Origin of the sequence: Brevibacterium sp. 1718 (assembly GCF_051131255.1) — a bacterium.
Classification (GTDB): Bacteria; Actinomycetota; Actinomycetes; order Actinomycetales; family Brevibacteriaceae; genus Brevibacterium; species Brevibacterium sediminis.
Map to the genome: position 1 here is coordinate 2,472,868 of NZ_CP186550.1, position 14,717 is coordinate 2,487,584.

Consider the following 14,717-nt stretch of genomic DNA (forward strand, 5'->3'; position numbering starts at 1 on the left):
CTCTTGAAGCATGGTATCGCGCACCGCTGTCATGACACTGCCCATCGTTGCCGCGCTCGCTCTCGCGGGCTGCTCGGGAAACGGTGGAGACAAGGCCGAATCGACCCCTTCGGCTTCTCAGGAGGCCCCTGCCTCCGCATCCCCTGCCGAATCCGAGACCGCCTCGGCCGAAGCATCGACCGAGGCCACAGGCTCGGACCCCGATACATCGAACGATGTGAAGGATCTGCCCGAGTACATCAAGCCGTACCCGGATTCCGAGGTTCTCTCCGCGTCGAGCGTCAAGGCTCACAACGACAAGGACAAGAAGCTGCCGGAACAGGTCAGCCTCGTCGTCAAAGCGAAGGCCGATGCCAAGGACATCTTCGAGTTCTACGAGAAGGAGCTCGGCAAGGCGGACTTCGAACGCCTCGGCGAAGAGGTGAAGACGAAGAGCGCCCGCGTGGTCAACTTCAAGCACAAGGACAATGACAGCGTCCTCGTCGTCACGGTCGCCGAGGATTCGGAGGACAAAGCGAATTCGATCGTGACCGTCGGCGGAAACATCGGTTCATGACCTCGCACAGATCGGGGATGACCGGCGACGCCCCTGAGCCCGGCCCGTCCACAGCACCCGGCTCGGCCGACGCCCCTCCCGCCCTCGTCGAATTCCTCGACTCTCCCGAGTCCATCGCCGCCGAGGTGTCCGCCCAACTGGAGGCCTTCCTCGCTGAGAAGGCTGCCGAGTTCGAGGCGATCTCACCCGATGCGACAGCGATCGGCGACGCGCTCATCGAGTTCACCCGCGGCGGCAAGAGGATCCGCCCCGTCCTGCTGTGGTGGGGCTTCCAGCTCGCCGGCGGTGACGTCCGCGCCGGCGAGGCAGGCGGGACCACAGCCGACCGGACAGCCGGCTCCGCAGCCGACGTCACCGCGGGTCTGGCGCAGGCGGCCGGTTCGCTCGAGCTGCTCCACGCCGCCGCGCTCATCCATGATGATGTCATCGACAATTCGGACACCCGTCGTGGCCGGCCGGCCCTGCACCGACAGTTCGAGGCCCGCCATCAGCGCTCCGGCTTCCATGGCGACGGCGCGTCCTTCGGCGTCTCCGCTTCCATCGTCATCGGCGATATCTGCCTGGCGCTGAGCGAGGAGCTCTTCGAACGATCGCAGGAGGCCCTGGGCAACAGCCGCACGGCCCTCGAGCTGCGCGGAACAGTGCGCCGAGATGTCATGGTCGGCCAGTACCTCGACGTACTCGCCGAGGTCATTCCGCTCAGCGACGACCGGATCGCCGAACGCGCATGGGAGGTCCTGAGCTATAAGTCCGCGAAGTATTCGGTCGAGCAGCCGCTCCTCCTCGGCGCGGCCCTGGCCGGAGCGGATGGTGGGCAGCTGCAGGAGATCTCCGCTTTCGGCCTCCCCCTCGGACAGGCGTTCCAGCTGCGCGACGATGTGCTCGGCATCGCCGGTGACCCCGAGTCCACCGGCAAACCCGCCGGCGACGATATCCGGGAGGGCAAACGCACCGTGCTCATCGCCGAGACCGCGGCCCGGATCTCGGCGGACCAGCTCGAAGTCCTCGCCGCGCGGTTGGGCGATCCGGATCTCAGCGACGCCGAGGTGGCCGAATGCGTTGACATGATCACGGACTCGGGCGGTCTCGCCGCCGTCGAATCCTTCATCGCGGACAAGCATGCCCACGCAGCGACGATCGTCGATACGTGGGCAGAAGCCGATGCCGGTGCAGGTTCAGCGGCAGGGCCGACCGCCTCGGCACAGGTGCGCATCGGATCGGCCGCACAGGAGCGACTCAAGGGTTTTGCGAAAGCGCTGAGCTACCGCTCCAGCTGAGGCCGGCGAACAGGTCTGCTCGCTTCGAGGGTGCCGCGTTGACCACGTCAATCGCTGCTCACCTCAAGGGTGCTGCGCTGCTCTCCTCGAGCCCGCGCAGATCAGAACGCGAGGGCTTGAGCGCGGCGGCGCACTTCCTTCTTGTTACCCGAGCGAAGCAGGTCGATGGGCCGGCCGGGCAGGGACTCGTCATGGGTGAAGAGCCACACGATGGCTTCTTCGTAGTCGAATCCGGCGTCGTAGAGGGTGTGCAGGGTGCCTTTGAGCGGTTTGACGACCTCGCCGTCGACGAAGAAGGCCAACGGAACCCGCAGAACCTTCGGATTGCCGATCTTGATTCCGCAGATGGCGCCGTCTTCGAGCAGCCTCCGCACTTGGGAGATGCCGAGCCCGGTGAGCTCTGCGATGTCGGGCAGCGGGGCCCAGTCCTGGACGAGTTCTTCGGTATTCACGCCCTCAAGCGTAGCAATATTCGGCAGAAACACCCCGCCATGCGGTGCCGAATGCTCGGGTCGAGCCCGCCTACTCGTTAGGCTGGAGACCGTAGCTTCCCCACTCGACATGAAGTCAACAGGTGACAGATGACACGACCGCGACGGCACAGGCCCGTCACCGCCGCTCCTGACATCCGCGCCGCATCGAAGGTGAATTCGACCGGTCCGATCCCAGGAGCCGAATGGGTCGACCCCGAAAACGACTCCCCCACCGAGGTGGCCCCCACCGCCGAATCCCCCGACGATCAGTCCGATGACGGCGTCGAGGACACATCCGACCGTCGCTCCGCTGACGAGGACGCAGCCACCTCGAGCACCGGTCCGCAGTGGATCTCGGGCACCGCGAGTGCCACCGTTCCCGTCACCCACGGCGGCCGCACATACAAGGTCAAGCAGGGCGACACCCTCTACGGTGTGGCCAGCAAACACGGCGTCTCAGTGCCCGCGCTGGCCGAACTCAACCGCATCTCGCCGCGTCAGAACCTCCACCAGGGTCAGGTCCTGTCCCTGCCGGAGAAGAACGATCTACCGGACGATGATCCCTCACACGTCGTTGCCCCGGGTGACACCCTGCAGGGGATCGCGGCGCGGCACGGAATCTCGCCGGCGACCCTGCGGCAGGCCAACGCCATGGGTGAAGATTCGTTCATCACGGTCGGCGAACTCCTCCTGCTGCGACCGTCGAAGGCCCGCCCGCGTCGCACCCCGGCCGAACCGCCGAGCGACGTGCCCCGCGTCGCCGCCAGCGCGCAGGTCGAGGGCATCCGCCCCTCGGTGCTCCACGCGGCGCGACTGAACAAATACACTCTGCTGCACCGCCGCCATCCGGCCCCGGCGCAGGCGAAGCTGCTCGTCGCCTCGCTGGCTGTCGAGCTCGGCGCCGATCCCGCCCTCATGCAGGCCGTCGCCGCTGCCGAATCCGGTTTCCAGCACACGACGGTCTCTGCCGGCAACGCGATCGGGATCATGCAGATCACTCCCCGATCCGGTCGCTGGGCGTCCGATATCGTCGGTCGCGGACTCGACCTGCTCGACATCGAAGACAATATCGTCGCCGGCACCGTCATCCTCGGCTGGCTCATCGAAACCGCCGAATCGGAGAACGAAGCCATCGCCGGCTACTACCAGGACCTGCGCTCGGTTCGCGCCGACGGACTGCTGCCGGAGACGAAGGCCTTCGTCCGCGCCGTCCAGCTGCAGCGTGCGCGTTTGGAGGAGGCCCTGTGACCGCCCGCCGAGATCCCCTCATCGGCACGGTGCTCAATGAGCGCTACCGCATCGATGCCAAGATCGCCCGCGGCGGCATGGCCATGGTCTACCGCGGCACCGACCTGCGACTCGACCGTGAGATCGCGATCAAGGTCATGCATGAGCACCTCATCTCCGATGACACCTTCGTCGAACGCTTCCGCCGGGAGGCCATCAACGCCGGTCGGCTCACCCACCCGAACCTCGTGGCCATCCACGATCAGGCGCGCGACGGCGACATCGTCTACCTCGTCATGGAATACCTGCCGTCGGTGACGCTGCGCCGCGAGCTCAAGCACCGCGGAACCTTCACACCCAGACAGGCGATCGTCGTCCTCGATGCGATCCTCGCCGCGCTCGAGGCCGTGCACTCGACCGGGATCATCCATCGCGATCTCAAACCCGACAATGTGCTGCTGGGCACCGACGGTCAGGTCAAGCTCGCCGACTTCGGTCTGGCCCGTGCCGTGACCACAGCGACGACGACCAAGACCCTCATCGGCACGGTCGGCTATGTTGCTCCCGAACTCGTCACCCGAGCCGGGGCAGATGCCCGCACCGATCTGTACACGGTCGGCATCATGTTCTACGAGATGCTCACCGGTGCTCAGCCGTATACCGACGACGTCCCGATCCAGGTCGCGTACCGTCACGTCCACGACACGGTTCCGCCGCCGTCGGACGTCGTCACCCGCCTGAGTCCGCGCCTGGATGCGCTCGTGCTGTGGGCGACGTCGAAGGACCCCGAGGACCGTCCTGCCGATGCCGCCGAGTTCCGCTTAGCGTTGGCAGAAGCGCGCGCGGAGATGTCCGAGGCCGAGCTCGACCTCGGAGATCCGCAGATCGCCATCGGTGAGCACTCCCCCGTGCTCACCGCGAGCATCGACCTCGGCGAGGAGGTGCCGAAGGAGAAGCGCTCCCGCACCGACGAGATCCCGTATCTCGAAGGCGAAGAGGACGACACCGAGGCGGACACAGGTGCGGCTGATCCCGACGATGCCGATGACGACGAGTCCTCCGCCGAGGCGGCTGCCGCGGAAGCTTCCCACGACGATGCCGACGGGGTCGACGGTGTCGAATCGAGCGACTCTGATCTTGACGCTGACGCCGACTCCGATGACGCCGATCGTGGCGATGACGACCACACTGACGGTGCCGCCGGCGCGGCCGCCGTCGCTGCGGCCGAAGTCGGAGTGGCCGGCGCCGCGGTTGCCGGTGCCGGTGCCGGTGCCGTCTCGGAATCCCCCGACGCAGACACGTTGGGCGCGGAAGCCGCAGGCGCTGCCGCCGATTCAGCTGATTCTGACGCTTCGGACGGTTCCGCTGATCGAGAGGACTCCGACGACGAACCGGTGTCGAAGGATTCGAATTCCGACCGCCACGATAAGGCTGCGGTGGTCGCCGGCTCCGCGGCCGCCTCGGCGGGGGCATCTCCCGTCCAACGTCGCCGACGTCGTGTCCTTACGGGACTCGTCGCCGTGGTTGCCGTCCTCGCTCTGGTCGCCTGGTTCGTGGTGGCGAACCTGCCGACACCGAAATCCATCGTTCCCGGTGAGCTGGCGGGCAAGCCCGTCGGGGAAGTCACCTCGCAGCTGGAGGACAACGATCTCAAGGCCGAGCCCAAAGAGGTCTTCGACGACAAGGTTCCCGCCGGGACTGTCATCGGCACCGAACCCGTCAGCGGTGCAGAACTCGCTCCTGACTCTTCCGTCACGGTCGTCGTGTCCAAGGGTGAGGAGAAGTTCGCGGTTCCGAAGCTCGAGGGCACGACCCGCGACGAAGCAGAGGCCGCGCTGAAGAAGGTCAACCTCGAGGTCGGCAAGGTCGAGGAGAAGTACAGCGACACTGTCGCCAAGGACTCCGTCATCTCGGCATCGCAGAAGGCCGGAACCAAGCTGTCGAAAGGCGAGAAGATCGATCTCGTCGTGTCCAAGGGCGTCGCGCCGATCCCGGTTCCCAACGTCGAGGGGCTGACCTTCGACGCCGCCTATGCGACCCTGGCCAAGCGCGGATTCCGCGTCGGCAAGGACGAGGTGTTCTCCGACGACGTACCCAAGGGCAAGGTTGTCTCGCAGTTCCCGAAGAGCACCGAGGCGAAGCCCGCGAACTCTCTCATCATCGTCCGCGTGTCCAAGGGCAAGGAGAAGAAAGAAGACTCCGACTCGAAAGATGACAAGAAGGACGAGAAGAACGATTCCAAGGACAAGAAGTCTGACGACAAGAAGGACGACAAAGACAAATAGGACTCGTCGGTCAGACGTGTCGGTCGGTCAGGCACGACGGGCGGACAGGCACGACTGGTCGCTCGGGCGCAGATGATTCCGGTCGGTCAGACGACAAAGCCGGGGGCTCCGCAGAGATTCTGCGGAGCCCCCGGCTTTGTCAGTTGTGGCGGTTACTGCCGTCGGGTGAGGTACTCGGCGACCTGGAACGCCATCTCCAGCGACTGATCGTGGTTGAGGCGCGGGTCGACGAGGGTCTCGTAGCGGCGACGCAGGCCCTCGTCGTCGATCTCGGTGGCCCCGCCCATGATCTCGGTGACGTCATCGCCGGTGAGTTCGATGTGCAGTCCACCGGGGATCGTGCCCGCCTCAGCGTGCGCGTTGAAGAATCCTTCGACCTCGGCCATGACGTCTTCGAAGCGGCGGGTCTTGTACCCGGTGTTCGAGGTGATCGTGTTGCCGTGCATCGGGTCGCAGACCCAGGTCACATGCGGCAGACGGTCGCCGATTCCCGACAGCAGAGCCGGCAGCGACTCACCGATCTGACCGGCACCCATGCGGGTGACGAAGGTCAGGCGGCCGGGCTCGGCGTCCGGGTCGAGTTTCTCGGCCAGGGCCAGGGCGTCATCAGCCGTGGCAGTGGGTCCGAGCTTGACGCCGATGGGGTTGCGCACCTTGGACAGGAAGTCGACATGGGCGCCGTCGATCTCGCGGGTGCGTTCGCCGATCCACAGGAAGTGTCCGGACACGTCGTAGGCTTCACCGGTGCGTGAGTCGATGCGAGTCAGTGCACGTTCGTATTCGAGCAGCAGCGCCTCGTGGGCGGCGTAGAACTCGGTGGTCTTGAGCGCATCGAAGTCGGCTCCGCAGGCATCCATGAAGCGGATGGCACGGTCGATCTCGGCAGCGGTCTGCTCGTAGCGCTGGTAGCCGGGGTTCGATGCGAGGAAACCGCGGTTCCAGTCGTGGACGAATCGCAGATCGGCGAAGCCGCCCTGGGTGAACGCACGGATGAGGTTCAGCGTGGAAGCGGAGATGTGGTACGCCTTGAGCAGACGTTCCGGATCGTGGCGGCGGGATTCCTCGGTGAACTCGTAGCCGTTGACGATGTCGCCGCGGAACGACGGCAGGGTGACTCCGTCACGGGTCTCCATATCGGCCGAACGCGGCTTCGCGAACTGACCGGCCATGCGGCCGATCTTCACCACGGGCATCGATCCGCCGTAGGTCAGCACGGCCGCCATCTGCAGAACCGTCTGCACACGAGCCCGGATCTTGTCCGCCTGGGCTCCGTCGAAGGATTCGGCGCAGTCGCCGCCCGCCAGGACGAAGGCTTCTCCGCGCGAGGCGGCGGCGATCCGCTGCTTGAGCACATCGGCTTCACCGGCGAAGACCAACGGGGGTGAGTTGCGCAGATCGGTGAGCACCTCGTCGAGCGCAGCACTGTCAAGATACGTCGGCTGCTGCTTCGGATCCATCTCTCGCCAGTCGTCGAGACCGCGGAGATTGTCGTGGCCGGCAGCGGCGATTTCTCTGTTGGACAGGACCGGATCGGTGTGGAGACTCAATGTTTCACTTTCATGGGTTTTCGGTACCGGTCTCGAAGTCCTCGGCCGAGACATTGTCGAGGAAGTCTCTGAACTGTGCGACTTCCTCTTCATCGGCCTCGGGGGCTTCGATTCCGGACTCTTCAAGCAATTGTGTTTCGACGAACACGGGGCAGTCGGCTGTCAGCGCCAGTGTCACCGCGTCCGAAGGGCGCGCGGAGATCGACTTCCCGTCATTCGTGTGCAGCTCTGCCAGGAAGATCTGACCGTCCTTGCCGGTGATCGTCACGTCCTGCAGCTCGGCCCCGTACTTCTCGAGGACGTCGAGCAGCAGAGCGTGCGACATGGGGCGCGGCGGGGTCAGTCCCCGCTGCGCGATCGAGAGCGCATTGGCTTCGATCGCACCGACCCAGATCGGCAGATAGTAAGCAGGTTCGCTGGCCTTGAGCAGCAGAATCGGTTGGTTGGCGGGCATTTCGATGCGGACGCCGACAACCTCGACTTCGACTTTTGACATTATCCCCCGGTCAGGAGCGCGGACGCTGCTGGAAGATCATTCGGAACTTGCCGATCTGCACATCGGCTCCGTTCTGCAGTTCGATGGAGTCGATGAGCTGACGGCCCACATAGGTGCCGTTGAGCGAACCCGTGTCGCGCAGAGTGAACCCGCTGGGAGTGCGGATGAACTCGGCATGCTTACGAGAGACCGTGACGTCATCGAGGAAGATGTCGGCATTCGGGCTGCGACCCACCGTGACCACGTCGGTGTCGAGCAGGATCTGTGAACCGGAGTCCGGTCCGGAGACGACGACGAGCAGAGCATCGGCGTCCTGCAGACCTTCGAGGTCGGGCACAGGGTGGATCTCGCCGGTGTGCGGATCCAGGATTCCCTGGAACTGCTGGCTGCCCGAATCGTTCATCGGGTCCTGTCCGCCGTTCGTCGGAGCGCCCTGCGGCTGGCCGCCTTGGGGCTGACCCGACTGGGGCTGACCATACTGGCCGGGGCCGGGCTGGATGCCCTGCTGCTGGTTGGGATCGAACTGGCCGTACTGGCCGGCACCGTTCGAACCGTACTGCTGCTGGCCGCCCTGCTGCGGATGGTTCCCGTACTGCGGCTGACCTTGGCTGCCCTGAGGCTGCGCAAACTGACCGGCACCATTGGAGCCGTACTGCTGCTGGCTCTGGCCGCCCTGAGGCTGACCGCTCTGCGGCTGGCCGTAGTTCTGCGGCGGATACTGATTCTGCTGAGGCTGATACTGCGGCTGCCCCTGACTGCCCTGCCCCTGTCCGGCATACGGCTGATTCGCCGGCTGCGACGCACCATAGTTCTGTCCGCCCTGCGGGATGCCGCCGAACTGCTGACCATTGCCATAGCTCTGGCCGCCCTGGGGCGTTTCGCCGTAGTTCTGGCCACCTTGGGGCGTTCCGCCGAACTGCTGGCCATTGCCGTACTGCGGTGCCTGCGGGGCACCGTCGGCAGGCTGCTGACCGTAGGGAGGGGTGTTCCCCTGACCGTTCTGGTCGACCTGAGGGTTCATCCGAGTCGCGGACTCGTCAGCGCCATTGCCGTTTCCGGCCCCGAACGGGAACTTCTTCGACTGCGGGACCTGTCCGTTGTCATACCAGGGCTGCGAGGGGGTCGGACGATTCTGATCGTGGTTCTGCGACATTACGCCTCCTCGCTCTGAATGAGCTCTTTGTACGTCTCGCTGTCCATCAGCGATTCGAGCTGTGTGGGGTCACTGAATTCGACGAGATACATCCACCCGTCTTCGAAGGGAGACGAGTTCACCGTCTCCGGTGAATCGTCGAGTGAGTCGTTGACCTCTGTGACGGTCCCCGACACAGGTGCGATCAGATCGGAGACACTCTTCGTGCTCTCGACTTCGCCGCAGGACTCCCCTGCGGTGACCGAATCCCCGGTTTCAGGCAGGTCGACATAGACGACGTCACCCAGCTGTTCCTGGGCGAAATCAGTGATACCCACACGGACTACTGCGTTGTCTTCCGTGGTCGCGACCCACTCGTGGTCGCGCGAGTACCGCAAAGACACTGGATAATCCAGATCTGCCATGTCGACTCCTCTAGTTTGTCGGTGTACCAAGCATAGCCGCCTGGACCACTTTCATAACAATCACGAAACGGAAATGTTACTGAGTCACCCTGTCAGGCATCTGCAGGACCCGCTTCTTCGGTATCTACCTGGGATGATACCTGTTTTTCGAAGGTCACGGAACGCGGTTTTGGCAGTTGGCCTCCGATCGGTATAAGCTAGTTCTCGTTGCCCACGAGGGAGTACGGTAACGGGCTATGGCGCAGCTTGGTAGCGCGCTTCACTGGGGGTGAAGAGGTCGTGGGTTCAAATCCCGCTAGCCCGACCACCCGGGTCATCACCCGCTTTCAATAGAATGTGTCGCCACTTCGCTGAGACGAAGGAGCGGCACATTTTTCGTTCCCCGAACCTGTCAGCCCCGCGTTGTGGCGACGTCTATTCAATCCAAGCCAGGGGACTTGACTCGAGCCAGGGAACATCCCGCCCACACTCGTCAGGTCCGACGGACGTCCAAGCGGTTCGCGAAGACCACGGTCAGGAGGCCGACGAGCACGAGGATGCCGAGTCCCCACCGCAGTCCCCCTCCGGTGGCGACAACCCCGACCAGCGGACTCGTCCCGAGGTACCCCACCCGCATCAGCCAGTTCACCAGCGTCACTCCCCCGGCACGTCCGACCCCGGGCAGACGAGCGGCCGCTCCCAGTGCTCCAGGCACGAGCGTCGCTGACCCGAATCCGAGCGCTCCCATCGAGACGAGCAGCAGAACGGGCTCCTGGGCCGCGATGACGCCGATTCCGCCGCATGCGATGAGACCGCCACCGAAGCCCGCGATCCGGCCGGCCCCGAACCTCGTCACGAGCACGTCCCCGCTGATTCGTCCGAGGCATTGGCTGCCGATGACGACGCTGAAGGCGATCCCCGCCGAGGCGGCCGGAACTCCTGCGAATTCGACCGCAGCCAGCCCCGCCCAGTTGTTCGCAATGTCCTCGACCGCGGCACCGCAGATCGCGACGATCGCCAAGGGCAGCGCCGCCCAGAGGACCATCCGTTTCGAACCGCCCACGGCCCGGTCTCCGCTACAGCCCTCAGGTGCGGCATCGGAATCGGCGACCCGCCTCGGCGAGGCGTAGTCTCCGATGAGGCAGCGTCCAACGATCGTGATGACCACGGCGGCGACACCGATGAGCCCCAGCCACGCCCGCATGTCGGCACCGGAGCTGGCGGCCGCGGTTGCGGCGGCTCCGCTGAGCAGACCGCCGAGGCTCCACAGCGCATGCATCGACGACAGGATCGTGCGACCGGCCCGCTCCTGGACGGAGATGCCGACGACGTTCTGCGCGACATCGACGATGGCATCGCAGCACCCCAACAGGAGCAGACAGATCGCCATCATCACGCCGTTGACCGACCACGCCGTCGCCGAGGCGGCCACACCGAGCATCACCGTCCCAACGATGACGACACGGTGCGCTCCGAATCGGGCGATGAGGGCGGCGGGCAGGACCGAGGACAGCAGCGACCCGCCGGCGAAGCAGGCGACGACGAGGCCGAACTGCCAGGAGCTCAGTCCGAGTCGGTCGACGAGCAGCGGATACCACGGCAGGAGAGCGGCGAAGACGGCACCATTGCCGGTGAAGTAGAGGCCGACGCCGGCTGCGGCCCTCACTCTGCCTTGACGACTTTCGCCGCGCGCAGGTCACGTCCGGCCTGCCCGAGGATCACGAGCGCGACCAGGACTCCGAGCAGAATCCACCACAGTGAACCGGTCATGAAGATGAGCACCATCGAGGCGAGGATCGGCACCAGACGGCGCAGCGACCACCACACGTAGCCGCCGAAGCTCGGCATCGCCACATTCGCCGAATCTGCGACGGACTTGACCATGAAGTTCGGTCCGTTGCCGATGTAGGTGATGGCCCCACCCATGACAGCGCCGAGCGAGACCGCGATGAGCAGGGTCTCGGGCACTCCCGCCACCTTCGGTTCACCCGGCACCTGGGCGGCCATCTCGAAGAAGGTGACATAGGTGGGAGCATTGTCGAGCACGGAGGACAGACCGCCGGTGAAGATGAACAGGGAGATCTCGCCCAGCGGGATCTTGTGGGCGATCTGCCCCAGGTACTGCAGGGCCGGCATCATCGTGAGGAAGATGCCGATGAAGAGCGACCCGACCTCGAGGATCGGCGTCCAGGTGAATTTGTTGAGATTGAACCGTGCACCGCGGTCACCGACGAGGAATGACGTCACCGCGGAGACGAGCATGACGAGCTCACGCCACGGCACGAAGTCCGAGGCGCTCGCATGTCCTGTTTCGATCGCATGCAGGTCGACCGAAGGGATGAAAGCGACGGCCACGATGATGATCGCGAGGAACAGCAGACCGCTGGCGCCGCGCAGGCCGAGTTTAGTCACATACTCGGCATCTTTGGCCAGCGCCTCGGCCGGTTCCTTCGCATACATCTTCTTATCGAGTGCGAAGTAGCTGATGAGCAGCAGGGCGTTGACGAACAGCCAGTACGGCCAGAGCCCGAATGTCCATTCGAATGGCACTCCGCGCAGCATTCCGAGGAAAAGCGGCGGGTCGCCCAGCGGTGTGAGCAGACCGCCGCAGTTCGCGACGATGAAGATCGTATAGATGACGGTGTGGGTGCGGTGCTTGCGGTCCTGATTCGTGTTGAGGATCGGGCGGATGAGCAGCATAGCCGCACCCGTGGTGCCGATGAACGAGGCGAGCACACCGCCGACAGCGAGGAAGATCGTGTTGTTCCGCGGAGTCGCCTTGATGTCGCCGACGAGGAAGATTCCGCCCGAGGCGACGAAGAGGCTGCCGATGAGCATGATGAATTGGAAGTACTCGAGCAGCGCGTGGATGACGGTCGTCGACTCTCCGCTGAGCAGGAACCACACGGCGATCGGCACACCGAGGATGAGCGCGACGATGAGCTTGACGAGGTTGCGATCCCAGATCTTCTCCGTGGCCGGAATGAGCGGGAGCACCGCGATGCATCCGAGCAGCAGAACGAACGGAATGATGCTCCACCAGGCCACGACCATCCGGGGACTCCTTTACTCAGTGTCGACGAGCAGGCTCGTCCAGTCGACGTTGACGCTGTCTTACTCTACTGAACTCGCGCAGCGCATCGGACCACGGTCTGCCACACGGACGTAGCTTGCCCATGGATGCAAAGAGCCGCCGGCGAAGATCGTTCAGTTCGCCGAGGCGGCCGGTGAGTCAGCAGAGGTGCCGGTCAGTTCGCCGAGGCGGAGGCCGATTCCTCGGCGGGAATGCGATCCTTGCGCAGTCCGATGAGCAGACCGCCGATCGCGACGACGAAGACGAGACCGAGCCCGACGGTCAGTCCCGGTTCGGCCTGGTAGGCCTTGGCCACTGCTTTGAAGCCGAGGAACCCGACGGTCGAGTAGATGAGCGCCCACAGCGATCCTCCGACGGCGAGCGCCGGGACGTAGCGGCGGTAGCGCATCCCCGTGGTTCCGGCAGCGAGGTTGACCACGGTCTGCAGCCCGACGGTGAGGAAGCTCAGGGCCACGACGGGCGCCCCGAAGCGGTCGATGGTGTCCTCGGCGCGGCGGTATTTGGGTCCGGCCATGATCTTCTCGACCCGGTGGAACTTGCGGATTCCCTTGCGGGCGAAGCGGCCGAGGACGAAGGTGCCGCCGGCGCGGACGACAATGATGCCGAACATGATCAGCCATGTCACTGCGATCGGAAACGACCAGTCGAGCGGATTCATCGGTGCGGCGCACTCCTCACTCTGGGCATTCCGCTGCGCGGACGCACTGCGGCTTCACGGATCGGTCGCTCCCATCATAGCCCCGTTAGGTTAGGTTTCCCTCACAGAGCGGCCGGTCGAGACCGATCTCACCCACCGAGGCGGTGACCGCTCAGACGCGCCCACCATCGAGGTAGACCGAGTTGACCCGGTTCTCGATTCCACGGACGTCGGCGGTGCGCAGGTCGCCGTCCACGACGACGAGGTCGGCCAGTCCGCCCTCACCGATTCGGCCGACCCGATCTTCATCGAGCAGGCGGGCTGCCACGGAGGTTCCGGCGGCGAGCGCCTCCGTCGTGGACAGTCCCACCTCGGCCAGCAGGCTGATCTCTTCGAGGTTCTCCCCGTGCGGGCCGACTCCGGCATCGGTGCCCAGCGCGATCGGGACTCCTGCTTCGTGGGCCCGGCTGATCGACTCCTGGTGGGCGTCGACGACGCGTCGGGCCTTGTCCACGACGGAGGCAGGCAGCCCGGCACCGGCATCGGCGGCCTTGATGACGGCCTGCGGGGCCTGCAGGGTCGGGACAAGGAAGGTGCCGTGCTCGAGCATGAGGTCGATGGCTTCGTCGTCGAGGTAGATTCCGTGTTCGATCGAGCGCACCCCGGCACGGACGGCGTTCTTGATTCCCGGTGCGCCCTGCGCGTGGGACATCACATACGCGCCTTGGGCGGCCGCCTCGGCGACGATGACAGCGATCTCGGCTTCGGTGAATTGCGAGTGGCGCGGATCGTCGCGAGGGGAGAGCACTCCCCCGGTCGAGCAGATCTTGATGTGGTCGGCCCCGGCCCGCAGCAGTTCGCGGGTCTTCTTCTGCACCTCTTCGAGTCCGTCGGCGACCCCCGAGGGCCGGCCGGGGTGCGGGGCCAGGAAAGGAGACTCCGCCCCGGAGACGAGGTGGAAGTCTCCGTGGCCACCGGTCTGGGACATGATGTTGACGGCGATCGTCAGCCGCGGACCGCGCACCACTCCGGTCTCCACGGCGACCTTCGCACCGAGGTCTGTGCCTCCGGCATCGCGCACGGTCGTCACTCCGCCCTTGAGAGTGGCTTCCATATTCTTCACGGAGTTATAGAACTGGAGCGAGAACGGGTCGTGGAAGTTCGAGGTGGCTGCCGCGCCACTGCTCGTGAGGTGGACGTGGCAGTCGATGACTCCGGGGATGATCGTCTTCCCCGTGCAGTCGATGTGGTCGTCTCCGGCGTTGTGCGAACCCTGCCCTCCTTCCGCCACCGAGGCGATCCGTCCGCCGTCGATGACGACGTCCCGGGTGCCGGGCAGGAAGCGAGTTCCGTCGAAGACCGTGGCGTGGGTGAGAACTGTGACCATGGGCGTGCTCCTCATCGTTGAAAATCAGCTGGTCGACCGTGAACGGCCGTCCCCTCACATCTATCACGAACGACCTCTCCGTGACGATCAGGGCGGTGACACGGAGAACAGTGACTTAAGATCAGACATCGGAACCGGAACGCGCACTGTTCGCGCCCCGACCCGTGTTCACGTCCGCGACACCTTCCTGGGTTATGGTCAC

At 65.1% G+C, this 14,717-nt stretch carries 13 protein-coding genes and 1 tRNA gene; 5 read left to right on the forward strand and 9 right to left on the reverse strand.

Translation table 11 applies throughout. The features are described from left to right. Window positions 1-10 precede the first annotated feature (10 nt). Both ACOZ9V_RS11100 and ACOZ9V_RS11105 read left to right on the forward strand, forming a co-directional pair. The gene (locus ACOZ9V_RS11100) at window positions 11-556 is read left to right on the forward strand and encodes a hypothetical protein (RefSeq protein ID WP_229664119.1); all 546 of its coding nucleotides are present in this window, start codon (window positions 11-13) and stop codon (window positions 554-556) included. Next, window positions 553-1,833, forward strand: a complete 1,281-nt coding sequence (locus ACOZ9V_RS11105; RefSeq protein WP_420097328.1) for a polyprenyl synthetase family protein — start codon at window positions 553-555, stop codon at window positions 1,831-1,833. The genes ACOZ9V_RS11100 and ACOZ9V_RS11105 overlap by 4 nt, the downstream gene beginning before the upstream one ends. 101 nt (window positions 1,834-1,934) lie before the next feature. On the opposite strand, the gene ACOZ9V_RS11110 is transcribed toward ACOZ9V_RS11105, so the two are convergent. Beyond that, a complete protein-coding gene (locus ACOZ9V_RS11110) occupies window positions 1,935-2,285 on the reverse strand; it encodes an Rv2175c family DNA-binding protein (protein ID WP_101546273.1) in 351 nt (116 codons plus the stop codon). Window positions 2,286-2,414: 129 nt separating this feature from the next. On the opposite strand from ACOZ9V_RS11110, the gene ACOZ9V_RS11115 reads away from it, so the two are divergent. Together ACOZ9V_RS11115 and ACOZ9V_RS11120 are read left to right on the forward strand one after the other, a co-directional pair. Beyond that, window positions 2,415-3,554, forward strand: a complete 1,140-nt coding sequence (locus ACOZ9V_RS11115; protein ID WP_434589969.1) for a lytic transglycosylase — start codon at window positions 2,415-2,417, stop codon at window positions 3,552-3,554. Further along, window positions 3,551-5,818 (forward strand): protein kinase domain-containing protein, encoded by a 2,268-nt coding sequence (locus ACOZ9V_RS11120; RefSeq protein ID WP_434589973.1) that lies wholly within the window; start codon window positions 3,551-3,553, stop codon window positions 5,816-5,818. The genes ACOZ9V_RS11115 and ACOZ9V_RS11120 overlap by 4 nt, the downstream gene beginning before the upstream one ends. A gap of 152 nt (window positions 5,819-5,970) precedes the next feature. On the opposite strand, the gene ACOZ9V_RS11125 is transcribed toward ACOZ9V_RS11120, so the two are convergent. Genes ACOZ9V_RS11125 through gcvH form a run of 4 tightly spaced genes read right to left on the reverse strand, consistent with a single transcriptional unit; the run spans window position 5,971 to window position 9,418 of the window. After that, the gene (locus ACOZ9V_RS11125) at window positions 5,971-7,365 is read right to left on the reverse strand and encodes a class II 3-deoxy-7-phosphoheptulonate synthase (protein ID WP_139469752.1); all 1,395 of its coding nucleotides are present in this window, start codon (window positions 7,363-7,365) and stop codon (window positions 5,971-5,973) included. Window positions 7,366-7,375: 10 nt separating this feature from the next. Continuing rightward, window positions 7,376-7,861 (reverse strand): bifunctional nuclease family protein, encoded by a 486-nt coding sequence (locus ACOZ9V_RS11130; RefSeq protein ID WP_101546269.1) that lies wholly within the window; start codon window positions 7,859-7,861, stop codon window positions 7,376-7,378. A gap of 10 nt (window positions 7,862-7,871) precedes the next feature. Then, window positions 7,872-9,014: an FHA domain-containing protein gene (locus ACOZ9V_RS11135; protein ID WP_434589976.1), complete on the reverse strand. Its 1,143-nt coding sequence runs from the start codon at window positions 9,012-9,014 to the stop codon at window positions 7,872-7,874. After that, entirely contained in the window at window positions 9,014-9,418 is a 405-nt protein-coding gene (gene gcvH, locus ACOZ9V_RS11140) for a glycine cleavage system protein GcvH (RefSeq protein WP_434589979.1), read from the reverse strand. Before gcvH ends, ACOZ9V_RS11135 begins: the two co-directional genes overlap by 1 nt. A gap of 230 nt (window positions 9,419-9,648) precedes the next feature. Between gcvH and ACOZ9V_RS11145 the strand changes: the two genes are divergently transcribed. After that, window positions 9,649-9,725: transfer RNA gene (locus ACOZ9V_RS11145), tRNA-Pro, on the forward strand. 165 nt (window positions 9,726-9,890) lie between these two features. On the opposite strand, the gene ACOZ9V_RS11150 is transcribed toward ACOZ9V_RS11145, so the two are convergent. The 4 genes from ACOZ9V_RS11150 to ACOZ9V_RS11165 all read right to left on the reverse strand — a co-directional run bounded on the left by ACOZ9V_RS11150 (window position 9,891) and on the right by ACOZ9V_RS11165 (window position 14,515). Continuing rightward, window positions 9,891-11,063: an MFS transporter gene (locus ACOZ9V_RS11150; RefSeq protein WP_434589981.1), complete on the reverse strand. Its 1,173-nt coding sequence runs from the start codon at window positions 11,061-11,063 to the stop codon at window positions 9,891-9,893. Next, entirely contained in the window at window positions 11,060-12,451 is a 1,392-nt protein-coding gene (locus tag ACOZ9V_RS11155; protein ID WP_139469748.1) for a sodium:proton antiporter, read from the reverse strand. Before ACOZ9V_RS11155 ends, ACOZ9V_RS11150 begins: the two co-directional genes overlap by 4 nt. Before the next feature lie 194 nt (window positions 12,452-12,645). Beyond that, complete coding sequence (locus ACOZ9V_RS11160) at window positions 12,646-13,149, reverse strand: DedA family protein (protein ID WP_181271731.1); 504 nt, start codon at window positions 13,147-13,149, stop codon at window positions 12,646-12,648. 151 nt (window positions 13,150-13,300) lie between these two features. Next, window positions 13,301-14,515 (reverse strand): amidohydrolase family protein, encoded by a 1,215-nt coding sequence (locus ACOZ9V_RS11165; protein ID WP_434589985.1) that lies wholly within the window; start codon window positions 14,513-14,515, stop codon window positions 13,301-13,303. Window positions 14,516-14,717 lie beyond the last annotated feature (202 nt).